Origin of the sequence: Lysinibacillus sp. JK80 (assembly GCF_027557635.1) — a bacterium.
Taxonomy (GTDB): Bacteria; Bacillota; Bacilli; order Bacillales_A; family Planococcaceae; genus Lysinibacillus; species Lysinibacillus capsici.
Window position 1 is genome coordinate 1,224,832 of record NZ_CP058997.1, and the last position, 24,936, is coordinate 1,249,767.

26 protein-coding genes are annotated in these 24,936 nt (G+C 39.9%); 4 read left to right on the plus strand and 22 right to left on the minus strand.

The window, feature by feature from the left end; all coding sequences use genetic code 11:
* Window positions 1-13: 13 nt before the first annotated feature.
* From HXV90_RS06660 to HXV90_RS06670, 3 genes are all read right to left on the minus strand, one after another.
* Window positions 14-805 (minus strand): DeoR/GlpR family DNA-binding transcription regulator, encoded by a 792-nt coding sequence (locus tag HXV90_RS06660; RefSeq protein WP_004229022.1) that lies wholly within the window; start codon window positions 803-805, stop codon window positions 14-16.
* Window positions 806-1,123: 318 nt separating this feature from the next.
* Window positions 1,124-2,074: a stalk domain-containing protein gene (locus HXV90_RS06665; protein WP_269898678.1), complete on the minus strand. Its 951-nt coding sequence runs from the start codon at window positions 2,072-2,074 to the stop codon at window positions 1,124-1,126.
* 216 nt (window positions 2,075-2,290) lie between these two features.
* Window positions 2,291-4,060, minus strand: coding sequence for a glycerophosphodiester phosphodiesterase (locus tag HXV90_RS06670; protein WP_269898679.1), 1,770 nt, complete (start codon window positions 4,058-4,060; stop codon window positions 2,291-2,293).
* Between the two features lie 212 nt (window positions 4,061-4,272).
* Here HXV90_RS06670 and HXV90_RS06675 point away from each other — a divergent pair, with 212 nt between their 5' ends.
* On the plus strand, window positions 4,273-4,482 hold the full coding sequence (locus tag HXV90_RS06675; RefSeq protein ID WP_048390417.1) for a hypothetical protein: 210 nt from the start codon (window positions 4,273-4,275) through the stop codon (window positions 4,480-4,482).
* 34 nt (window positions 4,483-4,516) lie between these two features.
* Here the strand turns inward: HXV90_RS06675 and HXV90_RS06680 are convergent, their stop codons facing one another.
* The 9 genes from HXV90_RS06680 to HXV90_RS06720 form a co-directional block, all read right to left on the minus strand.
* Complete coding sequence (locus HXV90_RS06680) at window positions 4,517-6,082, minus strand: amidohydrolase (RefSeq protein ID WP_269898680.1); 1,566 nt, start codon at window positions 6,080-6,082, stop codon at window positions 4,517-4,519.
* 18 nt (window positions 6,083-6,100) lie between these two features.
* Entirely contained in the window at window positions 6,101-6,652 is a 552-nt protein-coding gene (locus tag HXV90_RS06685; protein WP_004229030.1) for a biotin transporter BioY, read from the minus strand.
* A 141-nt stretch (window positions 6,653-6,793) separates the two neighbouring features.
* The gene (locus HXV90_RS06690; protein WP_048390411.1) at window positions 6,794-7,456 is read right to left on the minus strand and encodes a TIGR04104 family putative zinc finger protein; all 663 of its coding nucleotides are present in this window, start codon (window positions 7,454-7,456) and stop codon (window positions 6,794-6,796) included.
* Window positions 7,443-7,961, minus strand: coding sequence for a sigma-70 family RNA polymerase sigma factor (locus tag HXV90_RS06695; protein ID WP_004229035.1), 519 nt, complete (start codon window positions 7,959-7,961; stop codon window positions 7,443-7,445). Before HXV90_RS06695 ends, HXV90_RS06690 begins: the two co-directional genes overlap by 14 nt.
* A 103-nt stretch (window positions 7,962-8,064) precedes the next feature.
* A complete protein-coding gene (locus HXV90_RS06700; protein WP_269898681.1) occupies window positions 8,065-8,820 on the minus strand; it encodes an ABC transporter ATP-binding protein in 756 nt (251 codons plus the stop codon).
* A gap of 5 nt (window positions 8,821-8,825) precedes the next feature.
* Window positions 8,826-11,144, minus strand: coding sequence for an ABC transporter permease (locus tag HXV90_RS06705; RefSeq protein WP_269898682.1), 2,319 nt, complete (start codon window positions 11,142-11,144; stop codon window positions 8,826-8,828).
* 56 nt (window positions 11,145-11,200) lie between these two features.
* Window positions 11,201-11,851 carry a TetR/AcrR family transcriptional regulator gene (locus HXV90_RS06710; protein WP_054550914.1) on the minus strand — a complete coding sequence of 217 codons (651 nt, stop codon included), beginning with the start codon at window positions 11,849-11,851 and terminating at the stop codon, window positions 11,201-11,203.
* 119 nt (window positions 11,852-11,970) lie between these two features.
* Window positions 11,971-12,192: a helix-turn-helix domain-containing protein gene (locus HXV90_RS06715; protein WP_004229042.1), complete on the minus strand. Its 222-nt coding sequence runs from the start codon at window positions 12,190-12,192 to the stop codon at window positions 11,971-11,973.
* Window positions 12,193-12,202: 10 nt separating this feature from the next.
* Window positions 12,203-12,673, minus strand: coding sequence for a DUF2975 domain-containing protein (locus HXV90_RS06720; protein ID WP_048390401.1), 471 nt, complete (start codon window positions 12,671-12,673; stop codon window positions 12,203-12,205).
* Between the two features lie 165 nt (window positions 12,674-12,838).
* Here HXV90_RS06720 and HXV90_RS06725 point away from each other — a divergent pair, with 165 nt between their 5' ends.
* The gene (locus HXV90_RS06725) at window positions 12,839-13,387 is read left to right on the plus strand and encodes a GNAT family N-acetyltransferase (protein ID WP_269898683.1); all 549 of its coding nucleotides are present in this window, start codon (window positions 12,839-12,841) and stop codon (window positions 13,385-13,387) included.
* 51 nt (window positions 13,388-13,438) lie between these two features.
* Here HXV90_RS06725 and HXV90_RS06730 read toward each other — a convergent pair whose 3' ends face one another.
* The 3 genes from HXV90_RS06730 to HXV90_RS06740 form a co-directional block, all read right to left on the minus strand.
* Window positions 13,439-14,887 carry a tetratricopeptide repeat-containing diguanylate cyclase gene (locus HXV90_RS06730; protein ID WP_066037457.1) on the minus strand — a complete coding sequence of 483 codons (1,449 nt, stop codon included), beginning with the start codon at window positions 14,885-14,887 and terminating at the stop codon, window positions 13,439-13,441.
* Between the two features lie 221 nt (window positions 14,888-15,108).
* Window positions 15,109-16,299: a hypothetical protein gene (locus HXV90_RS06735; protein WP_269898684.1), complete on the minus strand. Its 1,191-nt coding sequence runs from the start codon at window positions 16,297-16,299 to the stop codon at window positions 15,109-15,111.
* The gene (locus HXV90_RS06740; RefSeq protein ID WP_048390395.1) at window positions 16,292-16,798 is read right to left on the minus strand and encodes a sigma-70 family RNA polymerase sigma factor; all 507 of its coding nucleotides are present in this window, start codon (window positions 16,796-16,798) and stop codon (window positions 16,292-16,294) included. The genes HXV90_RS06735 and HXV90_RS06740 overlap by 8 nt, the downstream gene beginning before the upstream one ends.
* Window positions 16,799-16,921: 123 nt before the next feature.
* Here HXV90_RS06740 and HXV90_RS06745 point away from each other — a divergent pair, with 123 nt between their 5' ends.
* Both HXV90_RS06745 and HXV90_RS06750 read left to right on the plus strand, forming a co-directional pair.
* Window positions 16,922-17,347, plus strand: a complete 426-nt coding sequence (locus tag HXV90_RS06745) for a MerR family transcriptional regulator (RefSeq protein WP_048390393.1) — start codon at window positions 16,922-16,924, stop codon at window positions 17,345-17,347.
* The gene (locus HXV90_RS06750; RefSeq protein WP_048390391.1) at window positions 17,348-17,701 is read left to right on the plus strand and encodes a DUF4260 domain-containing protein; all 354 of its coding nucleotides are present in this window, start codon (window positions 17,348-17,350) and stop codon (window positions 17,699-17,701) included.
* 262 nt (window positions 17,702-17,963) lie between these two features.
* Here the strand turns inward: HXV90_RS06750 and HXV90_RS06755 are convergent, their stop codons facing one another.
* From HXV90_RS06755 to HXV90_RS06785, 7 genes are all read right to left on the minus strand, one after another.
* Complete coding sequence (locus HXV90_RS06755) at window positions 17,964-19,739, minus strand: cation:proton antiporter (protein ID WP_103117870.1); 1,776 nt, start codon at window positions 19,737-19,739, stop codon at window positions 17,964-17,966.
* A 103-nt stretch (window positions 19,740-19,842) separates the two neighbouring features.
* On the minus strand, window positions 19,843-20,058 hold the full coding sequence (locus HXV90_RS06760) for a hypothetical protein (RefSeq protein WP_048390387.1): 216 nt from the start codon (window positions 20,056-20,058) through the stop codon (window positions 19,843-19,845).
* A gap of 108 nt (window positions 20,059-20,166) precedes the next feature.
* On the minus strand, window positions 20,167-20,388 hold the full coding sequence (locus tag HXV90_RS06765; RefSeq protein WP_004229062.1) for a hypothetical protein: 222 nt from the start codon (window positions 20,386-20,388) through the stop codon (window positions 20,167-20,169).
* A gap of 9 nt (window positions 20,389-20,397) precedes the next feature.
* Complete coding sequence (locus HXV90_RS06770) at window positions 20,398-21,471, minus strand: LolA family protein (protein ID WP_269898685.1); 1,074 nt, start codon at window positions 21,469-21,471, stop codon at window positions 20,398-20,400.
* The gene (locus tag HXV90_RS06775) at window positions 21,468-22,916 is read right to left on the minus strand and encodes a HAMP domain-containing sensor histidine kinase (protein ID WP_115673979.1); all 1,449 of its coding nucleotides are present in this window, start codon (window positions 22,914-22,916) and stop codon (window positions 21,468-21,470) included. The genes HXV90_RS06770 and HXV90_RS06775 overlap by 4 nt, the downstream gene beginning before the upstream one ends.
* Window positions 22,913-23,611: a response regulator transcription factor gene (locus HXV90_RS06780; protein WP_054550906.1), complete on the minus strand. Its 699-nt coding sequence runs from the start codon at window positions 23,609-23,611 to the stop codon at window positions 22,913-22,915. Before HXV90_RS06780 ends, HXV90_RS06775 begins: the two co-directional genes overlap by 4 nt.
* A 303-nt stretch (window positions 23,612-23,914) precedes the next feature.
* A complete protein-coding gene (locus tag HXV90_RS06785) occupies window positions 23,915-24,931 on the minus strand; it encodes an inorganic phosphate transporter (RefSeq protein ID WP_004229076.1) in 1,017 nt (338 codons plus the stop codon).
* Window positions 24,932-24,936 lie beyond the last annotated feature (5 nt).

Here is a 24,936-nt window from a genome sequence, read left to right on the forward strand (position 1 = left end):
AGTTTCCACCTTCCTATACATTGACGTCATCCAACATTTCACCTGCAATGAATAATTCCACTTTTTTCTGCTGTAATCGTTCCTGCCATTGTGTGGAGCTCTTTTGATCTGTAATCACCATCGAAACGTCCTCTAAATGACAAATATGCGCAAATGTAGAGACACCAAATTTCGTATGGTCTGCTAAAATAATCGTATTTTCTGCCCGCTCTATTAATTTCTTTGAAATCGCTGCGCCCGTAATATCATAGTCGGTAATACCATCTGCTAACGAAATTCCGCCTGCAGCAACAAAGGCTTTATTTGCCTTTAGTTGATTAAAAAATAAATCAGCTAATGGACCTCCCATAAATTTTTGTCGATGTTCATATTCTCCTCCCGCAAAGAGCACCTTCCCTTGAAAGCATTCTGCGGCTAATGATAGAACTGGGAGTGAATTTGTGACGACAATGACGTTGGGCTTATCACCTAAATAACGAACGATTTCATAGGCTGTTGTACCATGACCGATAAAAATAACATCACCGTCTTCCACAATACTTGCAGCAGCCTTACAAATCCTTCTCTTCTCTATATTGTTAAGTGACGTTTTCTGTTCAAAGGTCCTCTCATACTTTTCCTTTGCCTTCACAGCCCCCCCATAGACTTTGTGTAGAAGCCCTTCCTTCTCCAATCGATCCATATCTCTACGTATAGTCTCGCCTGATACATTTAATAGCTGCTCTGCATCACTTACCTTCACTTTTCCTTCTAAATCTAAAATATCTAAAATCACTTTTTTACGTTCCTCAAACGAAAGAGACATACATCATCACTCCAAACACAAAGTTAAATCCAACAAAATCCACAAATCCAACACTTTATTTCTGTATTTATGTGGATTTGTTTTGAATTTTAAATAATAGTTTAACAATTGTCAATACTCTGAATCTTATTTTCTGTATGATTTTTTCTCTCTAAAGCCACTTATTTCTCTTAAGCGTAAAATGAAAACTCCACAAAAAACCAATTTCAGTTGTCTCCAACTGCTCTCTAAAACCTTTTTTAAAATATTTTTCTACAACTATTTTTTCCCATAAAAAATCCCCCTTCATGGTAGAAACCATAAAGGGAGATGACGAGATTATTTTGTTAATTCCTCTACAAATTCAACAGGTACGTATGTTTTGCCAGATTCTAATAAAGCAGGGGCTACTTTAAATTGGCGAAGCGCTTTATTATAACCATATTCTTTTTGACCTCGCGTAATTGTATACGAAAGGGCTCCTTTTGAAACAATGGCACCTTTTGGCGTTACTTCTACTTTAAAGCCTAGCTTTTCAGCGATTAAGCGTAGCGGCACCATTTTTGTCCCATCTACTTCGTAAAAGTCTTTATTGATAATTTCTTGAACCGCTGAATCAACTGGAGCTGGAGCTGGTTCTGGTGTTGGATCCACTTCAACAGGCTCTTCCTTCTCAATTGTATCTAATACTATCACTTTTGATGGCGGTGTTTGAGCAGGGATGCTCATCGTTGCGATTGTGTAGAACACCACTAAATGTTGCTCTTTTAAATCGTCCACTTTCACAGCTTTGCCAGTAGCACTTGCTAGCTTCGTGTCTTCCCCAACATTTAACTTGAGGTTATTTTCAGTATCCACTAAATCTTTATTGAAGAAATCCACTTCCACGCTACCCATTTCTTCTGTTTCTACAATGATTACTTCTGGGTTGTATTGTGGTGGATAAATCGCAAGCATCGGCTTCTTGGCATATGAGTAAGCTGACACCTTATCTCCTTTTTGAAGCTTGGCTTCTTTTCCCATATTGTCAAAAACTAATGAGTCTTTATTGGCAATCACAATATTTGTATTGTCACCATCAACCACTGTATAGTATGTGGCATTTTCACGTACTTCTACGTTTTCAACTGTACCTGTCACTTTAATAAAAATAGGCTGCACTTGTTGCTCCGAAGTTTCTGCGTTAATCACAGTAGCCTCTCCTTCGTTCGCTGATGCAGTTGGAGCTCCAATCGCGCCCCCTAATAATAATGCTGTCATAGCAAATGGTACGACTTTCGTCATTTTCATACAAAAAGCATCTCCTTCATTTTCCCGAATTCAATAAAGTAGTCGTGTTCACACAAAAAAGGTTACAAACTGTCTCCATTTTTATGGCTAGAGCTTTGCTTCCTCATTTTGAGCGAAAGCGATTTGCGAGCGACTTCTCTTGAATATTCGATTTACTAGATGGCGGTGCTTTGCTTTCGCGGATATTCGCTTCTTCGCAATTTTATTCTCCCCCGATCAAAAGATAAATCTCAGACGATTCAGGATGCGCTGTAAGAAATACTGGTTTTCGCTTTGCTGGGCTCTTAGCTCGCGGGCGACGTCGGGGTGGTCAGTGATGACGCCGCTGACATTTTTTTCTATAAAAGTTTGCAGGGAGCGGTCGTCATTGAGTGTCCAAACAAATAAATCGGTCGGATGTTGCTTCAATTCTTCTATAAGCTGCTCCGTTACCCAGGATTCCTCCAGTGCGATAAAATCAACATTTTCCTCCATCGGTCCAATATTGAGTGCATAGACAATACCGACTCGCAAATTCGGCACCAATTTTTTTAATTGCGTCATTTTCTGTCCATCAGCGGATTGCACATAATAGGAATCTAGCACCTTGTATTTTCGTAGCTTCTCTACTAATTTAGGTAAAACATCTTCTGTTTCTTGACCATGCACCTTTAATTCGATTAGAAGCGCCACATCTAACGCTTTGGCAATTTCAATACAATCATCTAATGAAGCAATTTTATCGCTAAAGCCATTTTGATGAATGGTTAACGTTTTTAGTTCGCTCAGGGTCATATTCGCAATAACACCATTTTTACCTGCTAACCTTCGTAATGTTCGATCATGGAAGACGACGAATTCCCCATCCACCGTTTGTTGAATGTCGATTTCAATTAAATCTGCCCCCGCATTGGCTGCACTCACCAATCCACTAATTGTATTTTCTACATTGCCTGCTACATAGCCGCGGTGGGCAATAATTTTGGTATCTGGCGCATAGACACTTTTCTCTAATGAATTGATATTCATCATACTTAATACGAGAAACACAATGCCACTGATCAATAGTAATGGCTTATAGCGCCGCTTCCGATGTGTAGTCCCGCTCACTTTGCCTATAACTAGCGTATTATACGTAATGGCGACCATAACTTGTGAAAACATCGCCTGTAATAAACTAAATAGCACCACAAAGACCATTTCTAAAAAGGCTAGTGTCAGCCCAGCCGTAACCAAGGCTGCACTTGGCATTAAACGTTCAATTAAATAGAGCGGAAACGTAGCGACCACTGTGATACCAAGCATCATCAACAGATGACCTGTTAAAAGCATAGCTAGTAGCACGACTAGTTCAAATAAACCACGCTTGGAAAATCGCCAGCTTTGCTTAAAAGAACGCAAAATAGAGATGTTCGGCTGGATTGTAAAGATAGGTAACGTTAAGATACTTCGAATACCTATCATCACGATGATGCTTGCCACCGCAGCATATGCTAGCCTACCCGCTCGACTACTCATGATTTCTTCAGTTAGAAAATGTGGTAGGGAGATGGATTGAGTCAATGTAAGGGGTAGCATAAAGGAAGCTAGTGGCATTAATAGTGCTAAATAGACGATGAGAAATAGAACTTGCACACTAAAAAAATAGACAACCTTGCGATTTAATTGTTGCCATAAAGGAAGAAATCGGTAGCGAAGTCCTCGTTGCTGATGAAAGGCCATGAGAAATAGAAAGCCCATCTCATAATATACAAATAATAAAAACAGCAAAATTAATAGACAAATCATTATCATCACAAAGGGATGCGTCACAAAGCTTTGCCAATTTTGCTCAGTAATATGTGTAAACCCTGTTACTCGTAGCATGAGCTTCAAAACGATAGAGGTTACAGGGATCATTAATAAAAACTGAAAGATTCTAATTAATGCGAAAACCTGTACATAATCGAATCGATAAACATAAATATTATGGACAGCCTGTCGCATTACTTGTCCTGCCTTGTGCACATACTCACCCCTATCATGCTGTTAAAATCGCTCACTACTAACGTATGTTTTGACTGCTATGACCCATTCCTCGAAGCCAATAAAATAGCACTCCTCTACACCAAAGTAGGCGTCAATTTTTGTATTAATCGTGACATTCACCATTTTTTTGAAACTTTTTAGCAGGCTACCCTGTATATAACTAGATACCCGCTACAGAAAGGAGCGCAAACATGAAATTCAACCTTGGTGATATCATTAGTACAACCGTTCTTTTATGTATGTTTCTAGCGATCTTTTTCGTAATGATCCATATGATCAAAAAAATGAAATCCACTGCCCCTGTGTCTCCTCCACCAACCATGCAACAGCAAGTAGAAGACTTATCAAAACGTGTGTCGACCCTAGAACAACAAGTAAAACAATTAACTGACAAACAATAGTCCCATAAAAAAATCGCTGGGAAGGATAACCTTCTCAGCGATTTTCATATACTATCTGACCATTCACAACCGTACATGCGACTTGAATGTGTGGAAGCTGCTCCATCTCTACCGTAAAAACGTCTTCTAGTAAAATCGTAAAGTCTGCAGCAAAGCCTTCTGCAATTTTGCCACGCATCAATTGCTGTCCAATGATTTCAGCCGCTCCTACTGTATACAAACGGACTGCCTCAAATCGGGAAATTTTCTCATGAGGGTTATAGCCATCATGTGTTTCCTCAAAATTTCTTCTAGTGACAGCCGCATAAATACCATGCAACGGGTTTGGCACTTCAATTGGCGCATCACTGCCGCCTGCGACAATCAGCCCTCTGTCAAGAAGCGATTTTAAAGGATGTAAGCCCTGTGCGCGCTCCTCTCCAAGTCTCGATAGCTCTGCTTGGTATTCTCCCTGTACAAACTGCGGCTGCATATCCACTGCCACTGGTAATGCAGCTAGCTTGGCTAATAGTTCCTCATCGACTAAGCTACAGTGAATTACGCGATCAAGCTGACCTTCCTGAGGAGGATATGCCGCAAAAACGTCTAAAATCGTCTCGATTGCTAAATCCCCAATGGCATGCACGGCAACGGTTTGTCCATATTGACGTGCCAGCTGAACATAGCTTGTTAATTGCTCAGTTGTATGAATAAGCATCCCTGCATTGTCCGAATCATCGCAGTAAGGCTGACGTAGTGCAGCCGTACGACCTCCAAAGGCTCCATCAATAAAAATTTTCATCGCACCAAACTCCAAAAATGGTGAGGAAGATAAATCCATCTTCGCAACCTCTTCAAAGACTGTATGATGCTGTAATACATGCACCTTAAAGGATTGCTGTGCCTCTACTATTTTGCGATAAGCCTGAATCGGCTGGCTTGGCGGTCCATAATAGCTTAAATCCTCTGAATGTCCCCCTACTAAACCATAGGATTGCAATGAGGTCACCGCCTTTGTCAGTGCATCCTCAATATAAGCAGGTGTAATATGTGGCATCTGGTTAACAATTAAATACAAGGCAGCATCCTTTAGGATCCCTGTGAGCTGACCATCTACTTTGTCAATGACACCCCCCTCTGGCGTAGGAGTCCTATTTGTAATTCCTGCAAAAGCGAGTGCCTTGGAATTGGCTAGAATCAAATGATGACAGCTCCGTTTAATGATTAAATGAGCATCTCCAAGGGCATCTAGCTCTGCTAAGGTCGGAAAAACGGGCTCCTCAAATTGGTTTTCATTTAGTCCAATCGCAATGACCCATTCATGTACTGACGCCTCAGCCATTCGCTCCTGAAGCTTCACAAGTAACGCCTCTTTACTCGTAACCGCCGATACATCAAGATGCTTGAGTTTTTCTCCGTAGCCAATAATATGTAAATGGCTGTCGACAAAGCCTGGATACATGATATTACCCTCTAAATGTTGGATAGAAGCAGCTAGTGGCGACAAGCTCTCCACTGAGCCTGTCGCCACAATTTTTCCATCTTCAACAAGGACTGCATCCACTGTTTCACCAACCTGAGCCATCGTGTAAATCTTACCACCTGTCCATAATGTTGCCAAAACAATTCCTCCCATGTCCTATGCTATTGCTTCAATTAAGTGCGCTCTTTCTAAGCGACGCCGAACGATCACACCAATCCATGCTGCAAGTACCGCTTTGACGATACCAACCACGATAAATGGTGCAACACCACCCATAAAGGCAGCTGTCCATGTATAATCTGCTACAATTTTTAACCACACTGTCCCAAACGCTAATGTAACAATCATCCCAATGATATTCGCAATAATAGCTTGAGTAAATGTAATACCAAATTTATCTAAGTATAAGCCCATAATAATGGCTGTGGCAAGGAAGCCTACAATATATCCACCTGTTGGACCAACTAAAATTCCTAGTCCACCTGACATACCGCTAAATACAGGTAAACCTGCTGCCCCTAGTAAAATATATAATAGAACAGATAACGTGCCTAATCTTGTCCCTAAAATCGTCACGATAATTCCAACCGCTAACGTTTGACCTGTAATCGGGATAAGTGGTAGTGGGATTGTTACCTGTGCTAAAACTGCGATTATTGCTGCCCCAAATGCTGCTAACACATATTGATATGTACTTCCTTTTTTCAATGTAAAAAGCCTCCCCTTGTGCGTTAACTAATAATAAAAATAAGTTAACACAAAGATAAAGCAAATGAAAACCATTGTCAATCTATTTTAGAATAAAAAAAGAAATTGCTAGATTAGCCTAGCAATTTCTTGCCAAAATCATTACCATAAAGGTTCATTCATCGGGTCTTTCTCTTGTAGCTTAAACACATATGGCGCAATTTGATAATGGTAGAAGAACATGCCCACTAAAAAGAAAATGAGACCGATAACAAAATGATGGAAAACATGCTGTAGCATAATCAGCAGTGGCACTGGCATCGTCATTACACCACTGATTTGCATGGATTTTTTTGTGCGATATTGTTTTTGTCCACAATGAGGGCACACAATTTCACTATTTTTGCGATATAATTTACGTGCATCCTTCTCAGACCAACTCTCCCCACATTCAATACAAACAGGTAAACCATACCCCTTTTTCAATAGATAGCGTTTGACAATAAATGTAGCGCCTATAAAAATGCTCAGTAAAATCATTCCTCTTACATAATCCGAAGCAAATAGTGACCACCAATGCCAATTATCGGACTGTAGGCTAGCCGCCTGATGGCCTGAACCCTGTTGCCCCTTCTGTTGTGTCAAGATATAGCTAAAACCGATAACAAAAATAGTAAAGGTTGCGAACACGATGCGATACGTCCATTGACCATCTGCTTTACGTTGAACTTTTCGTCGTGCTTTTTCCGCGATTACTTGTTTGCGCTGCTGTGAGAGCTTGACATCTTGTAGCTCCTTTAATAGTTCCTCTTTAAATTGATTCATGGCGTAGCACCTCCCAATCAAAGTCCCCCATTGCTGTTGCTAATTGTTTACGAGCTCGCTGTAATCTTGTGCGAATCGTTGCTTCCGGACAGTGTACAAGCTGTGCAATTTCCACTGTCGACATCTCCTCAAAATAATACAAAATCAAGACCTCTCGATAGGCAACTGATAATGTAAACAGTGCCTCCACCAGCTCTTTTTTTACAGTTTTCTCTAGCATCTCCTTTTCAGGTGTCATAGCTGTTGTGCGCCCCGTGATCTTTTCAAACAATGTCAGTCGTTTACTTTTCCAACTTCGTAAATAATCGTGACTTCGATTAACCGTCATTTTCACTAAATATGTACGTAAGGATGCTTCCTGACGAAACTGTCCCTGCTTTTGATAAAAGGCGATGAACACATCCTGCACGATGTCCTCCGCCGTTGCCTTATTTTTTACATATAGATAGGCGACCTTTAATAAGTAATCACCGTGCTCCTCGATTATCTGTTCAATAGCCATCATTGCCCTCACCTACTTTCTACACTACTGACGGTCGCCGTAACGAATGCGATTCATTTTATCAAAAAAAATCCGTAATTTTTAAATCATTACGGATTTCTTCAAGCTAAATACCTATTTTTTGCATAGTAGAGACAACTTTGACCATTCGATCGTCTAAATCGGCGCCTGTGTATCGAGGCAATCTCAATTCATTCACGATAGCACCATCAGACATAAAAAGGATACGCTCTGTTCTTGCGGCAATCTTTGGATCATGGGTCACAAGCATCACCGTTGTGCCTTCACTATTGATGGAGGCTAATAAATCCATGATTTCCTGAGCAGACGTTGAATTCAATGCGCCTGTGGGTTCATCTCCAAAGATCACTTGCGGGTTGCTAATCAAGGCGCGGCAGATGCCTGCCCGTTGAAGCTGCCCACCAGACACTTGTGTAATATCTCGCTTTGCCAAGTCTGCAATCCCCATTTTGTTCATTATTTGTAGTGCCCTTTCTGTCAAGGCCCTGACATTTTTTCGCCCATCACGCATCGCAGGTAACAGGATATTATCAAGGATATTTAAGCTTTTTAGAAAGGTCGGTTGCTGAAAGACAAAGCCCATTTTCGTTCTACGCAAATCAGCCAGTTCTTTGTCACTTAATGTCGTTAAGTCCATTCCATCAAAGATGACCTGACCTTGATCAATACTGTCCATCCCGCTAAGGGCATACAACAGTGTCGATTTACCACAGCCTGATGGGCCCATGATGGAAATAAACTCCCCTTGATTGATGGCAACTGATACATCCAGTAAAACGGGATGCTGTTCTTTGCCTACCTGAAACGTCTTTGCTATTTGCTCACCACTTACGATATTCATAGGTTCTACTCCTTTATATGCTCAATAATTTTTACCTGCCCTGCCCTTGACGTACCAAATAGCGTAGCTAGCAGAACAACGCTTGTAAGCGCTAGTGGGCAAAAAACATACGCTGCTAGTGGATTAATCATAAAATCAAAGGAAGCCGCCCCGAATGAGGCAATGACCGTACTAGTTAAATATTCACCTAACGTGTTTGCGAGCAACGTCCCCATCGAGATAGCAAGCAGTAATACAAAAATCGAACGTGCAGCATATTGTGTAGCTATATCGACATTCGTGAATCCCAATGCCTTCATGATAGCGATGGGCGCTTGATCCTTCGCAATCAGCATATTCATAAATAATAATGTCACGAGCACACACAGCAATAAGGCAATGACGAGTGCTGCACGAGCTGCCTTTTCGATGGCATGAATCGTCGTACCAAAAGTTTGATAAATATAATCATCAATACCTGACACTTTGGCAAATGAGAAGGTTTTTGCATATTCCGCCCTTTTATCTGCAACAAGAGATGGATCTGCCATCGTACTATAGACGACACTCCACATGCTATCCGTAGACTGGTCAGAGAAAGCTGCCTTCGCAGTCTTGCCTCCATTGGTAATATCTGAATAAATACCGCTAATCCTCAAATTTTTCTTCTGTCCATTAATGACCACTGCTAAACTATCGCCAACCTTTTTTTGAAGCTCCTCTGCATTGAGCACCGAAAGTGCCACTTCATTAGGAGCAACTGGAGCCTCTCCGTGTGCATATTCTAAGGGGAAAATCGTATGGTCACCCAGTTCTATTTTTAGGTTTTGCGCTGTTCCGTCCTCGGCAATCGTTGTGAATTTTTTTGTTGTCAAAACAGTGTAATTCTTAATGGCTGTGTCATGCTCAAGCCTATCCATCACCGCTGCCACCTGTTGTTCATTTTGCTTGCCTTGTGGGATATCAATTCGGATGTCACTGTTCCCAATACCCATATACGTAATAAAGCTTTTAGCTGCAATTGTGTTGTGTAAGTTTTGAGGGACGATGATAATAAATGTTGCCAATACTAATACTGCGAGCATTGTCGCATAAAGTGTTTTTCGTGATAGCACATCCTTTATGCCAAGGAAAAGATTAATCGGTAGCCTTTTATTGGCGCTGAGGTTCAATAATTTTGCATGTTGCCCCTTTCCTTGCATTGTGCCAAAGCGCAGAGCCTGCGTGGCTGATAGCTTGCGAAACTGTTTCAGTACCGATTGTACATAGCCCATAATCACGATAAACACGAGCAACAACCCCAAACCTGTGAACAACCAAATGAGTGAAACATTGTCCGTTTCTCCCATGAACAGACGAATATTTTCTAATAGAGTATCTCGAAGGAAGAAGGAACAGGCAAAACCGAGCATACAACCAATCACAGCTATAAAGCCATATTTGGCTAGATACATTTTCTGAATATCTGCCACTCGTAGGCCAATTGCTTTCATCACACCGATTTCTCGAGTATCCTCTTCAATTTTAGTGAGCAATGTAAATCGAATACACATAAACGCAATAGCGACTACAAGGACACTGATGAGCAAGATCACAGCAATCATAAGCCCATCTGATATGGCATTCAGCATTTGAAAAAGCTTATAGGTAATGGTTGGTCCATTTGCTTCTAACCCTGCACTTGTATAGGCTTCTTCAAAATTCTTTAAATCCGCCAAATTTTTCAAACGAAACTCAATTAAATATTCAACTGTTCCCGCTTCCTGGATTGCTGCATAATCTTGTTCACTGACAAGAAAGCGTTTGGAGGAAGCCAGCATTGAGTTCATCTGTGAATCCCTTAGAAATCCAGCTATTGTAAAGGTTTGATCTTGAACGATGACAGTATCCCCCAAGTCGGCAATACCGTCCTTCCAATAGCTTACAGGTACATAAATATCACCATTTGCCACTTCAATCACATGACCATCAAGATCAAGTAAATAATCAAATTTCTCACTTTGTGTGCTGAAACCATTGTCCTGCACACTATGTGCCAATGTGGTCCCCGCAATATGGATCTTCGAGCCCTCTACATTTAGAAATTCATTCATTTGATATTCATCTACATATTTATTTTGCTCTGCAAATTCAGTAAGCCGCACTTGATCGATTTCCCCTGCATGCATCTGAAGAAAATGAGACGTTTCTGCTTGTTTCATCAGTGTGTCAATTGCGCTTGTCAAATGGACCATAAGTACTGCTGATAGTGTGACAAGTAAAGCTGCTACCGCCACAAATAGCATGGTCATACCTGTAATTAGCTTGCTATTTGCCATATCATTTCGCACAATTCTCCAATACATAAGTCACCTCTTTGTATATTGTTAATCGCCATCAAATCTAACAAGACCTAAAATATTTAGTTCGGACTGCCTTCTTCTTTATTTCCAAACATTTGCATCATATACAATAAGCTACCACTTTCCACCCCTAGCATTCGTTCAATATTAAAAATCAATGCCGGAATACGAGCAGCTCTTTCCTCATCTGTCATCAAGACGAGATCATCATCGAATACCGTATTGGTATAAGCGATAATCATTTCCATACACTCATAGGGATAAGGCGTTTGGTAAATACCTTGCTCAATGCCCTCTCGAATAATGGCAGTAAGGATTGGTGGTACTTGATTGATGACCACTTGCTGTATTTTACGGTGCATCAAGGCATTTTGCGGCCTATGAACATGCTCCATCATTTCCTGTCCACCCTGTTCATTTTGCATATTCAATGCCATGACAACGCGCAATATCCGCTCATTTACAGCTATAGTCTTATCTGCTGCAACGGTTTTCGCCTTTGCGAGCATTGTGCTTGTATAACGCTCAATGAGCGCATCCATAATGTCTTCCTTAGATTTAAAGTGATAATAGAGGGTACCTCGAGCAATGCCTACTTTTTCCAAAATATTACTCGTACTAGTGCCATCAAATCCCTTCTGTGCAAATAATTCATCCGCTGCATCTAATATTTCATTTCTGCGTTCTTCCGCTTTTTTTATTTCTCTCATAAGACAACTCCCTATAATTGACCGACTGCCTGTCGATATATCTTTTCTTTATCCTAGCATAGGACTACTTCTGTTGGCAATAATTTCTACAAAAAAAAGAATCTGCTTTATGCAGATCCTTATTTTTGTAGTTCCTCGTTCTTCCGATATTCCAAAATATCGCCAGGCTGGCAATCCAATGCCTCACAAATAGCCTCTAATGTTGAAAAGCGGATGGCTTTGGCCTTGCCGTTTTTTAAAATCGAAAGGTTCGCCATCGTGATGCCAACTTTTTCTGAAAGCTCTGTTACACTCATTTTTCGTTTCGCCAGCATTACATCAATGTTAATGATCATTGCCATAGTATTCACCTCAAACCGTTAGATCATTTTCTGATTTGATATCGATGGCATTTTTTAGAAGCTTTTGCAGCACAGCAGCAAAGACTGCCACGACAAAGGAAGCAAAAATAATGACCATTCCGATAAGGATAAGACCTGGGGCATCGTCTACTTCCGCAGCATAGTATATCAGTGGCATGCCAACCACGTAAACACTACTAATAATAATTGCACAATATTTGATCTTAATTAAAGCTTTGACTGACAGCTCTGAAAATGCAATGTTTTGGTCAATATAGCTTAATAGTTTGATCGTCGTAAATAGCGCAACAAAATAAGCAATAGCCGTTGCATAGACGCCAATTAAAGCAACAATGGTTAAAATGGGAGAATGCTCCACTGTATTCAAAGCAACACGAGGCACCACCCATACACATAAGGCAAGAACGGGTATACCTATTAGAAAAACAGCTATCTTTAAAAAGAGCGTTTCTCGTTTCATCTTACGCACCTCTTTTATTTATTCTCCTGTTTAATTTATCATATAATTTATCGTTTTTCAATAAATTTTTATTCCAATTCAAGATACTTTATAACACCCATTATTTGGTTTACTTTACTTTTTATTGTGCTATAATCAATCCAACCATTGAAAAGGGGGTATTCGATGATTTATTCGCCAACCGAAAAGACGATAGAAACGACACGTTTAATACTTCGAATTTTTACGAATGCAGATGCACAGGAAGTAAGTGTTTTATGTAACAATTATGCGATCTATAAAAGCACATTGAGTTTACCTTATCCTTATACATTAGAATGTGCATTATCATGGATTTCCACGCATCAACAAAACTTTGAGGAAAATCGAAGTTACGAATTCGCGATAACAGACAAACAAAGTGGACAATTATATGGAGCGATAGGACTGTCAAATCAATCCCAACATCAAAGAGGAGAAATCGCTTATTGGATTGGAGAGCCCTATTGGGGTAATGGCTACGGAACAGAGGCTGCTCAAGCGATGATTGAATTTGCATTTCAGGTGAAACAGTATCATCGTATTTATGCCCGGTATTTCCAATCTAATCCCGCCTCTGGGAAAATTATGGAGAAATGTGGCATGCACTATGAGGGAACCTTAAAGGAGCATATTTATAAAAACGGGACTTTTGAAGATATTGTGTTTTATGGCTTGCTTAATCCATCACACTAGCAACACGTTTACGAAAGAGGCACTTTCCGCGTAGATATGCCTCTCTCTCTTTTAAATACCATTTCCCACATCGCAATAATGATTATAGTGCGTAATTTGGTTGCGGCCGTTACGCTTTGATTTATAGAGCGCTTCATCCGCATGCTGGATAAGCTCCTCTACTTTCTGAATTTTGCCATGATCATTCGTACTGACACCAATACTAAATTCCAACTGAACCGTTTGATTATTCACTGTTAGTGATAGTGCCGTTAAGGTTTGATACAGGTTGTCAGCCAATGTTTGCACTGATTCACCTTCCTTTACTTGACTCAACACAATGAATTCATCCCCCCCAAATCGGGCAACAATGGACTCAAAGGGCTGAAAATAGTCCTGTAAGGTTTTGGCTGTATTCGTCAAAGCATCATCGCCAAATAAATGGCCATTCATGTCATTGATTTCTTTAAAATGGTCTAAATCCACCATCATCAAGGCCAATTGCTGATGATTTTCAGTCGCCTTTTCGACCATCTTTTTGGCCTGTTCATCAAAATAGCGACGATTGTAAATATTCGTCAGAGGATCAATATAGGCATTTTTTTCAAATTGCTTCTTATGATCGTTATATTCCATTTCAAACAATACATGTGAATAGTTTTCACGCTGGATTTCTAACAAAATATTTATATATTCCTTTTGTATCGCACATAATACAATTTTATTGCCTTGCTCCTCAATTAGCTTCACTAAAGAATTATAAATTAGTTGAAGTAGAGAAAGGTCATTGTTTTGTAAAGCATAATGCTTTGTCTTTTGATATAAATCTATGGCCTCACTTATACGTCCCTGTCTTTCACACAGGAAGGCATAGGCATTGAGTACCTCAAGTTGTACTTTCGAATAGGGTGGATGATGAATCGTTGCCATTAATTCTTGTAATATCGTATTGGCTTCCTCAAATTCTTCAAGCCAAATAAGTGCAACAGCTAGGTTTGTCTTCGGATGGATAATCCCTGTATAAGGCTCTTTATGCTTCATTTCAAACGCATTCGCATAATATAAACTCTTTAAGGCAAATTCCTTAGCTGTCCGATAGCTTCCCATGGATATTTCTAAGTCGCTCAGATTGTTATAGATTTTCCCCATGCTCTCCACGTGCTGGATTGCTTCAGCAATTTTTAAGCCTTTCAGCATCAACTCTTCTGATTTCTTTAAATGACCAAATGTTCCCCAATAAATGGCTGCTAAATTGTAATATTGAATTACATCAATATCGTTGCCATGTTGAAAAGTTAACTCACGATATTGTTCAAGAACACTTATAGAAAGCTGTAAATCACCCGTTTGAAAATAACTGGCACAGCTATAACGTAATAGAAGGATAGCCTTATCATACATTTCAAGCTTAATGGCACTTTCAATTGCGGCACTACTTATTTCTATATATTCTAAAAAACGATCCGCATTATATAACTCATTAAGCGTAATCCATAGTTCTTCAAATTCTTGTGCGTTCATACCGCCCCTCCTTTTCTTCATCCTTACTTCTTTAATACTACCTTTGACCTTAAAATATTACAATTCTTTGGACTCATTTATTTTTTCGACATTAAGTAATTCAGCCTAATAAAGAAAATCACTGTGTATTTTTTCCTACATTCAATTAAAGGTTATTTTAACATGGTACTTTCACTATAATTTTCCCCTAAACAAAAAACAAGCCTCTTTCAAGAGACTTGTTAAGATTCTTCTATGCCTAGGATGGCTATTAATGCCTTCGCTCTGTTGGCACTAAGGTGAATTTCTCCGCTACCAGCCTTTTGGAGATAAATTGAACCGCCATAGCCCTTCCACATTTCAATACGGACGCCTTCTACTTCAAATGAATATTCGGGTGGCCTTTTCATATAATTTGCGGGCTGCCAAGGGATATCCTGTAAAAACTGAGCGACCTCTTTATCATTTTCTAGCTCAAGCTTTTTTGTAATGGTTGGCTCTAGCTTTTCCAGTTTAGATAATAAACCATATTTTCTTACGACCCCGTTTTCCTCTATATTGCCTGTTCCCATAGAAGTTAAAGTAATATAATCCCCCTGCTTGACAGGAAAATCATCCAGCACAGGATACCAATTGGCCTGTTCATATTTTTCAGCAAGCTGTTCTTCCGTCATATGATCAAGGTCCTCGGGAATCACTCCTTCAATAAATAAGAAAACATTCGATTCAACCTCTGCAACTGTTCCAACCATTGAAGAGCCATGTGAACTGGTCCGTATGACGATGTTATGCTCCTCTTGAAAGGCTGTTGCCTGATCAGTATAATGCGCTTGGAAATATCGTTTGGCATCAATATTGGCTACTTCTTGGTAAGCATAAAAAGTTGGATATTTTTCTTTATAGAAGGCATAAAGCTTTGTTCGCGTTGTATACATCGGCAGTAGGGGCTCGAGATATGTTTCAACATACTGTTTCGGTGCTAATCCCTGAAATAGTGCTTCGTATTCAGATGCTTGATAAAGCATTTCCAACTGTTCTACCTGCTTCTTTCTCTCCGCCTCTAGCTCTGCCTTAGAATAATCAATTCCTAATGATTTCGCAAAATAGTAGGCGGCAACGAGCTTCTCATACGATAGATAGGCTTCCTCTTTATAAAATTCCTGCTCTTTCCCTGGCCACATTAGCCGATTAATACGTTCGAAATGCTCAAGCTGTCTTTCATGAAATAGTGAGGTTGTTTGCTCTGTTTCGTTCGTAAGAAGCTGCACCATCATAAACCCCACCACACAAAGTGTCAGTAGGATAGTTAATAGAGTGAAACGAAATGGCTTCCTTCTATTGATAGACTGTTGTAGTACTTGTTTTTTGACTCGTTCTTTGCTTGCTGTCATATCACCAGCGACTTTGAGTAATTCCTTCTGTATCTCATTCATGTCTAAGCACCTCCCATTCCTCCTGCTTTAGATGAGGCTTTAATGCTTCTCTTGCCCGCTTCAGTCTTGTTTTCACCGTATTCTCCGCAATGCCAAGTAGCTGGGCAATATCACGAATTTTCATTTCTTCAAAATAATAAAGGATAATAGGCTCCCGATAGGTAAGTGAAAGCTTTAAAATAGCTGCCCCAATGTGAGACCGTTCCTCTGCTGCCACGAGCTCATCTCGTTGTCTATTCCCCTGAATAGGAAATATTTTTTCTTGTAATAGTAATTTCTTATAATGCCAGCTTTTTAAATAATCCTTGCTTTGATTAATCGTTAGAGTGGATAAATACGCACGCAACTGCCCGCGTTCTTCATAACCACGCTGAGAAAATTTAATAAAGACCTCTTGCACAATATCCTCTGCGGTTTGTCGGTTTTTTACATAAAAATAGGCGAGACGTAATAAATGTGCTGCATGTTCTTCGATCATTTCCTCAAGTATGCCGTCCACCTCCCCTTCTTACACTATAAACGACTGCCACTGAATGACCGTTTCATTTTTTTAAATTTTTTCCTCAAGCACCTTGACCTTGGAGCATACTCCAATGTTAGGATGAATTTAGGAGGTACTTACATGAAAATTAAACAATTCGCCGAGAAATTTCAATTAACAACTGATACCGTTCGCTACTATGAAAAAGAGGGACTCTTACAGCCGCAAAAACAAGACAATGGCTACCGTGTGTATGATGCCATGTGTGAACATACAATGAAATTTATTATCGTTTTACGTCAGCTAGGCTTTACGCTTCAAGAAATTAAACATTTACTGACACTCGAACAAAAGCCTATTTCAACAGCATGTAATGAAGAAACGGTACAGCTATTTTCCACAAAGATTGCCCAAATTGAGCAGCAACTACGATTCTATCAGCATGCGCTTCATTCGTTACAACTGACAAAAACATTAATGGCTGACGGACAATTTGAAGAAAATCAAGAAAAAATTGCCTTACTCATTGAGGATATGTATCAAAATTTACTGGAAGGTCGTGGTTAAATGTCACTACGTAAAATCATCTCAATCGAATATATCCTTGCTTTCATCATCACAGCTTCTTTCTATGGTCATCTAAATTTTCCATGGCTTTATTTTATTGTGTTTTTATTGCTCCCAGACATCACCATGGTTGGCTATCTCATCAATACAAAAATAGGCGCTCTTTTCTATAATATGGGGCATAGTTTTGTGCTACCTGCCATGTTGATGGTGATTGGTTTACTAACGACTACATCAATACCTCTGATGGCTGCCCTAATTTGGCTCGCACATATTTTCTTAGATCGCGCACTTGGCTATGGTTTAAAATATGATGACGCTTTTAAGAAGACACATTTACAGCAGATTGCGTAATGAGGAGGAAAGTATGGCTAGCCATTTAACACTGCGACTTTTAGTAGAAATGGGTTAGAAAAATCTCCCAATTAAATGCTCTCTTGGGGTGGGATTACCATTATTCATCATTGGAATATGGAGTTGCTCTCTTTAAGCTAGCTGTTCGTGCTTTGTATAAAACAGGCAGAACACTAATTCCAAGCATGGTCATTTTCAGTCAACTAGTCTCCTTTCTCTTGCATCAAAAAACCAGCCGCCCTGCACAAACAGGTGGCTGGTTTTAGCGAATTAAGCTAATAATAGTATGTGGTTCATGTTTTATATCGTCATATTTATTGACCATATCCAACACGATAGCTCCATCCTGTGTTATAGCATACACCCAGACGGCATGAGGATTTTGTTCTACATAATCCTTAAATGTAAATACTTCTGTAATTTTCGTTTGACGAAGTTGTGCACCTTGCTCTATCAGTTCATTGAGCTGATGAATATCATGCTGTGCATCGACAAGAAGCTGTCCCCCGTACTTCCGTGAGTAATTTTTAGGGTCTGTAGAATGTAAAGCCGTTTGAAAAATATTGAGACGCCCTAATTCTGGAACAAAGTCTGCACAAACAAGGACATTATAGGCGTCCTGCTTTGTTGCTACAATTAGTTGATCATATGGGGTTAAATCAACATAAAACTCAGTATGCTCGCTTAAAATATCACCTGTTTCCGTCTTAATACCATTTTGTCGAGCAGCAGATAAATCTTCCCATGCACGATCCATCATCAACACATCAATTCCGTTATTTTGCAGGGACGTTGCGAGCTGTGTTGTAAATGGAGAAGCGCCTACAATCACAATACCTTTCCCAGTGGAAGCTTGTAGATCTAATTTTTTCGCAAGCCAGCCAATGCTAAAGCCATGGGCAACCACTGTCGCAAAAACAAGTGCTAATGTGAGCGCTGTTAATAATTGTGCACTTTGAAAACCTACGTCTTGTAGTGCCGTTGTAAAGTAACCTGAAACGGTTAATGCTACAATCCCTCTCGGTGCAATCCACCCAATTAAGGCCCGTTCTTCCAATGTTAAGCCCGTATTAATGGTCGCAATCCAAATCGATAACGGTCGAACAATAAACATCATTGCTAGCACGAATAGTAGCATACGCCAATCAACGATTTGCCATAACGTATCGATGGTTAAAGACGATGTCAGCATAATAAAGACACTTGAAATTAAAATAACCGAAATATTTTCTTTAAAATGCAACAGCTCATGATGACTTGTTAAATGCATATTTGCCATCACAAGCCCCATCACTGTCACAGCCAATAAGCCCGTCTCGTGCATGATGGCATCGCTTAGGGCAAAAACAAGTAAAATAGTAGCAAGTAACAGAGGTGATTTCAAAAACTCTGGAATTAAACCACGCTCCAAGCATTGCCCCATTACATAACCGACGCCCCCTCCTAACAGGGCGGCTAAAAAGGCGGAAACAAAGAAAACGGTTAGAGATGTCCCACCTTCTAAATGATATATACCCAAAACGACCTGATACGCAAATAGCGCTAACAATGCGCCAAAAGGATCTACAACGATGCCTTCCCACTTTAAGATAGCTGCTGGTCGCTCCTTCAATTTTGCTTGTCTCAATAAAGGCAAAATAACGGTTGGACCTGTCACAATAAATAATCCACCAATGACAAAAGAGACTGGCCATGATAGCCCTGCAACAAAATGCGCGGCAGTAGAGCCTGCAATCCAAGCGATGGCTGCCCCTACTGTGGAAATACGCAATATGGACTTCTTAAAGCCACGTATTTCTCGAAAATCAAGGCTTAAACTTCCTTCAAATAATATAACGGCAACTGCCAGAGAAATAATGGTATGAAAAATAGGGCCAAATGTCTCTTTTGGAGACACTAACCCTGTAAACGGACCAATAATTAGCCCAGCGATACTCATAATGACAATGGCAGGCATGCGAAAACGCCATGCTAACCACTGTGAAAACAAACCGATAAAAATAATAAAAGGTAACTGAAATAGTAAATTGTCAAACATATGTACCACCTACAATATCCTAGGATGAATGTATATTCCCTCATTTTAGAAGGACTAAACCTGTTACCTTACATTATGTACGTATTGTGCCAAAATTATCACTTTACCTCATCATGACCATAAACGTAATCACATTATAAAGCGCTGGTGCAACCAAAGCGAAAGCTAAACATACCACTGCAGCCCATTTTGTGTTCTTAATACCACGATCATCGCCTGTCTTTAGATGATGAAAATAAGTTAAAGTGAAATAAAAGCATAAAATCATAAACAAGGGGAAAATGAGTTGTTGAGCAAAGCCATGTAGAAATGTAGCCACTGAAGAAGCCTCCTATTATATCCTCTTTATATAAATATTGTAATATACCAAATCTATTTCTACCATAAAAAAAGCAGGATCCTCCACTCTGATCCTGCTCCTAATTATTTAGATGAATCTTTTTAACAATGATTCATATAGACCCACCATTAACAATCCAATTAATATTGGAATGAGGGATGTAAAACTGAAATAAAAGCCTACATCCTGATATTGTCCCGTAAAGTGAAATTGTAGCCAAGACACCTCATATGTTTCCCCTACCCCATATAAGAAAATAGTGGTAAATAAAAATAATGCTAGACATTTTAGTCCTTGCGCTTTTTTCATAGTATCACCTCATTGTACAACGGTCATTTGTTGCGCATAGCTTAAAAGATCCTCAACTGTTAATTCTGGATTTTGCCCAACCATACTATATTGGTAGCCGTTTTCTTGCCAAGCAAGGGAACGGAAATTTTCACCATCCATAACAGTGCCTTTTTGTCCTCGAATATCTATTTCTTTTTCATTTAAAATGGGACCAATATCTGCAACACTAGCATCTGCTTTAAAAATCGTGACGAAAAAGGCTAGCTCTCCATCTAAAACATAATCGAAAGAGTATTCTGGTCGTTCCTCTATCCCTTTAACCATGGATATGTTGTCTAACGTTAGACCATTTACTTCTGGTACTAATAAAAACTTTTCAAGCTGCTGCTTTACGTCGTCCAATGAAACGGATTCAGAAGTATCCTGTCCGCTAATTTCCTGAATCGTTACATCCTTTGGTAGATCTAGTGTAAATTGTTGAGCATCTATTTTTTCACCAAAATTAATCTTAGAATATTCAGTGAGCATATGAGTCCCTGCACTATCTGTCTTCATTTTTAATGTCAGCCAAGTCTTTTTATCAATCCAAGCTTCAATATCGCCGAATAACGATTCCGTATTCTTCGTTTTTGCGACGATTTTATAGGTATCTCTACCTGCAACCTTCTCTTCTCCTGCTATCTTAATATCATGCGTATCTTTAACCATATTAAAAATAAGCTGTACCTGATCTTTAGGTGATTGCAAGCTGTCTAATTCAGGTTGTGAATAATCCATTGTGTAGGCTGTCTTTTCAGTGACATCATAGCTAATCACTTTAGCATCATTTTTAACTGTGATAACATGTTCACCATTATCGCCTGTCATTTCTATCCGTCTATTGCTATCCTTTACCCATTCCTTCACTTGAGCTTTACCACCTAGCTCTCCCATATCTAACGTATATTCGCCATAATAAGTGAGTGGCTCTTTCGATTCTTGAAGGGCTTGGTCGATAATTTCCTGAGGTGTATAAGTTGCCTCTGAATTACAGCCCACCAAGCTAAATGTCATAACAGCAATTAAGCCTGCTGCTCGGCAAGATCTTTTCCAATTCATCATTCATTTACTCCTTTATAAGGTGGTAGCCAGCAAATTACCGCTGTTCCAATGTTCTCTCTAGAAAGCAGTTCGACAGTACCCCCATGTTTTTCAATAATTTGTTTTGTAATATTTAAGCCTAGTCCTGTTCCTCGTTCACCAGCCTTTGATCTCGCATAATCTGCTTGATACATTGGCTCGAATAATTTAACAATGTCCTGTTGTGGTATGCCTCTTCCGTGATTTTGCACAATTATATACATGCCTTCTTGCTTGTTTAAAGCAGACTTCAAGAAATCAAAGCCCCATTCGGGATCATTTCCAGCATTGACTGCCGCTAAGCCTATTGTTGTCCCCTTTTCCCCATAACGCCAGGCGTTGCTCAATAAATTATCAATGACACGCTGAAGTTGTTTAGGATGCACAGCATAGAGTCCATCCACGGCACAGAAGACTTTTAATGTAAATCCTTCTTCCTCACATAACGGTTCATAGTCAGACAAGGCCATGTCAAAAAATTCTTCTCCATCCACAGCAATGAGCTCTAATGTATAGTTCGTTGATTGAAGTAAGGTAAACATCATTAAATCCTCTAGCATATGCTTCATCCGATCTGCCTTCGTAACGATGACCTGCTGATATTCTGCCACCTGCTGTTCTGATAAGCCTTTATTTTGTAAAGATTCCGCATAGGCTTGGATGGCTGTAAGGGGTGTTTTTAAATCATGGGAAATACTTGCAATCATCATTTCTTTTTGCTGTTGTTCCGCTTTTAAGGAAGCCCGAGTCTTTTCAATTTCAACCTGCATCGCCTCAAATGTTTTGGCGAGTGCCCCAATCTCATCTTTTCTTACGCTTAGAGTTGATTTAACATGCTGACCTTTCGCAAAATGACGCATGTGCTGCATCAGTTCACCTAATGGCCGATTCAGTTTCCGATGAAGCAACAAGATGACAGTTAAATAAATGATAAGAAACAACAGGATCGTACTTGCGATGACAAGCCATGAACGCTTTTCTACACCCTTTACCCAATCTGTTCGTATTAATTGAATTTCATAGATGCCAAGCAAATCACCTTTTAGATATACAGGCTCCTTGTATGTAAAGGCGTTGTATGCTTGCTGTAAATCAAATAAACCATTTAACATGCGCTCTTTCCCTACATAGCCCGTTAGCAAAGGGTTGGAGGAAAATAAAACATAGCCAGATTTCGTATAGAGGGTAATCGCCAGCTTCTCATTGGTAAGTTCCTCTATCTCCTCAAAATCGGCATTTTTTTGATAAAGCACTGGATTGTCAACGACATCTTTTACCTGATTTAGCTCTGTCCACTTGTCAAAGTACTCCGCCACATTTTTATCTTGGTAATAAGCATTAATCCACACATAAAGGCTATAAGCTCCTACTATGGGTATGACCATTACAATAAAAAACATAATTAGTAACCACGCTTTTATTTTCATAATGGTTCACCAATAAAACGGTAGCCCTTACCCCACACAGTTTGAATGAAATTTGGGTTTTTCACAGAATCCTTGAGCTTTTCGCGCAGTGCCTTGATATGCACTGTGACAGTATGAGTGTCCTCTAACGTTGCTTGCTGCCAAATATGCTGATACAGTTCTTCTTTTGTAAAGGTTTGACTCGGATTTTTAGCTAGCAGCCTAACAAGGGCAAACTCCTTTTGAGTTAATGCAATTTCTTGCTGATAAACACATACTATTTGTCGTTGCCAATCTATTGTTAATCCATTCGCATAGGCAGTATGCTCTTCTATCACGTCTTGCTTGTGGTAGCGTCGCCAGCGTCTAAGATGAGAGGCAACTCGTGCCTTTAATTCTTCTAAGCTAAATGGTTTAGCGATATAATCGTCTGCCCCCTGCAAGCCCTCCACCTTATCCGCATCTTCCTTGCGGGCACTCATCATTAGGATTGGCACATCACTCTCCCAACGGATATTTTGACAAACCGTTAACCCATCCATTTCTGGCAGCATCCAATCCACTAGCACTAAATCGAAAGGTTGCGTTTGAAAATCTTCCAGTCCCTCAAGGCCCGTAGTAGCCCATGTCACACAATAGCCCTCCTGTTCTAGCGTATCCTTCACAATGCGCCCAATCGCTGTATCATCCTCAATCAGTAGTAATTTTTCCTTCATCATTTTCCTCCTGCATTCACCTTACTACGGAAAAAACGGTTTTCTCCGAACTTTACACTTTCTTTATAATTACCTTAGAGCGTATCCGCACTTTACACAAGGGGGGAGGCTACCGATTTCATCGAAGCAGTTTTCTTCCTGCCTGGGCTATCCGCCAATTTTGTGGGGCTATCCGCCACTTTGCCGGTTCTATCCACTACTTTAACCGGGCTATCCGCCACTTTGCCGGTTCTATCCGCTACATCCTTCATTTTTATCCCATTTAAAAAAGGAATGCACTGTGATTGTGCATTCCTTAGCGAACTAGAAAAATAAACTTAGAATATAGTAAATCAATGCTGCCATGACAGCAGAGATTGGCATCGTGATGACCCATGTTGTAACGATTTTACGTGCCATCCCCCATTTAACGCCTTTAACACGATGTGCTGTTCCGACACCCATGATGGATGAAGAAATTACATGTGTTGTAGAAACTGGTAAATGGATTAATGTGGCACCAAAGATAATCGATGCAGAAGCTAAGTCTGCTGCTACCCCATTTACTGGGCGGATTTTCATGATTTTACCGCCAACCGTTTTGATAATTTTATAGCCTCCGACAGATGTACCAAGACCCATCGCAGTTGCTGCAGCAAAACGTACCCAGAAAGGAATATCATCTCCTTGGTGTAGGCCGCCGGCGATTAGCGCCAAGGTAATAATACCCATTGCCTTCTGCGCATCATTTGTCCCGTGTGTAAAGGATTGTAAGGCTGCTGTCCCAATTTGCATTGTACGGAAGCCTTTATTCGTTCGATATAAATTCATATCTTTGAAGATGACTTTTAATAATGTCATCATCAGGAAACCAGCTGCGAACGCTAGTAATGGTGAAAAAATAAGTGCTTGAAGAATTTTAATAAACCCAGCATAGTTCAAAATATCAAATCCTGCTGCGGCAATAGCTGCCCCTGCAACAGAACCTATTAATGTATGAGAAGAACTTGATGGAATCCCAAAATACCATGTTAATAAATTCCATGTAATGGCAGATAATAAGGCTGCTAAAATAACAACAGAACCTGTAATATCGCCATCATAGGCATTTAAAGAAAATGGGTCCACAATATCTTTTGTTAGGGCTTTGGCTACCCCAACGAATGTAATCGCTCCGACGAAGTTCATTACTGCTGCCATATAAACCGCAGTACGTGGCTTTAAGGCACGGGTCGATACAGAAGTAGCAATCGCATTGGCTGTATCATGGAAGCCGTTAATAAAGTCGAACACAAGTGCGAAAATAACGACTAATATGGTGATTAATAAGATCGTATCCATTTCGT

What these genes read in the sequence shown, in the direction of transcription:
- HXV90_RS06660 (WP_004229022.1), bottom strand. Translation starts at nt 805, where the DNA reads ATGTCTCTTTCGTTTGAGGAACGTAAAAAAGTGATTTTAGATATTTTA.
- HXV90_RS06665 (WP_269898678.1), bottom strand. Translation starts at nt 2,074, where the DNA reads ATGAAAATGACGAAAGTCGTACCATTTGCTATGACAGCATTATTATTA.
- HXV90_RS06675 (WP_048390417.1), top strand. Translation starts at nt 4,273, where the DNA reads ATGAAATTCAACCTTGGTGATATCATTAGTACAACCGTTCTTTTATGT.
- HXV90_RS06690 (WP_048390411.1), bottom strand. Translation starts at nt 7,456, where the DNA reads ATGAATCAATTTAAAGAGGAACTATTAAAGGAGCTACAAGATGTCAAG.
- HXV90_RS06695 (WP_004229035.1), bottom strand. Translation starts at nt 7,961, where the DNA reads ATGATGGCTATTGAACAGATAATCGAGGAGCACGGTGATTACTTATTA.
- HXV90_RS06700 (WP_269898681.1), bottom strand. Translation starts at nt 8,820, where the DNA reads ATGAATATCGTAAGTGGTGAGCAAATAGCAAAGACGTTTCAGGTAGGC.
- HXV90_RS06705 (WP_269898682.1), bottom strand. Translation starts at nt 11,144, where the DNA reads ATGTATTGGAGAATTGTGCGAAATGATATGGCAAATAGCAAGCTAATT.
- HXV90_RS06710 (WP_054550914.1), bottom strand. Translation starts at nt 11,851, where the DNA reads ATGAGAGAAATAAAAAAAGCGGAAGAACGCAGAAATGAAATATTAGAT.
- HXV90_RS06715 (WP_004229042.1), bottom strand. Translation starts at nt 12,192, where the DNA reads ATGGCAATGATCATTAACATTGATGTAATGCTGGCGAAACGAAAAATG.
- HXV90_RS06720 (WP_048390401.1), bottom strand. Translation starts at nt 12,673, where the DNA reads ATGAAACGAGAAACGCTCTTTTTAAAGATAGCTGTTTTTCTAATAGGT.
- HXV90_RS06725 (WP_269898683.1), top strand. Translation starts at nt 12,839, where the DNA reads ATGATTTATTCGCCAACCGAAAAGACGATAGAAACGACACGTTTAATA.
- HXV90_RS06730 (WP_066037457.1), bottom strand. Translation starts at nt 14,887, where the DNA reads ATGAACGCACAAGAATTTGAAGAACTATGGATTACGCTTAATGAGTTA.
- HXV90_RS06735 (WP_269898684.1), bottom strand. Translation starts at nt 16,299, where the DNA reads ATGAATGAGATACAGAAGGAATTACTCAAAGTCGCTGGTGATATGACA.
- HXV90_RS06745 (WP_048390393.1), top strand. Translation starts at nt 16,922, where the DNA reads ATGAAAATTAAACAATTCGCCGAGAAATTTCAATTAACAACTGATACC.
- HXV90_RS06750 (WP_048390391.1), top strand. Translation starts at nt 17,348, where the DNA reads ATGTCACTACGTAAAATCATCTCAATCGAATATATCCTTGCTTTCATC.
- HXV90_RS06755 (WP_103117870.1), bottom strand. Translation starts at nt 19,739, where the DNA reads ATGTTTGACAATTTACTATTTCAGTTACCTTTTATTATTTTTATCGGT.
- HXV90_RS06765 (WP_004229062.1), bottom strand. Translation starts at nt 20,388, where the DNA reads ATGAAAAAAGCGCAAGGACTAAAATGTCTAGCATTATTTTTATTTACC.
- HXV90_RS06770 (WP_269898685.1), bottom strand. Translation starts at nt 21,471, where the DNA reads ATGATGAATTGGAAAAGATCTTGCCGAGCAGCAGGCTTAATTGCTGTT.
- HXV90_RS06775 (WP_115673979.1), bottom strand. Translation starts at nt 22,916, where the DNA reads ATGAAAATAAAAGCGTGGTTACTAATTATGTTTTTTATTGTAATGGTC.
- HXV90_RS06780 (WP_054550906.1), bottom strand. Translation starts at nt 23,611, where the DNA reads ATGAAGGAAAAATTACTACTGATTGAGGATGATACAGCGATTGGGCGC.
- HXV90_RS06785 (WP_004229076.1), bottom strand. Translation starts at nt 24,931, where the DNA reads ATGGATACGATCTTATTAATCACCATATTAGTCGTTATTTTCGCACTT.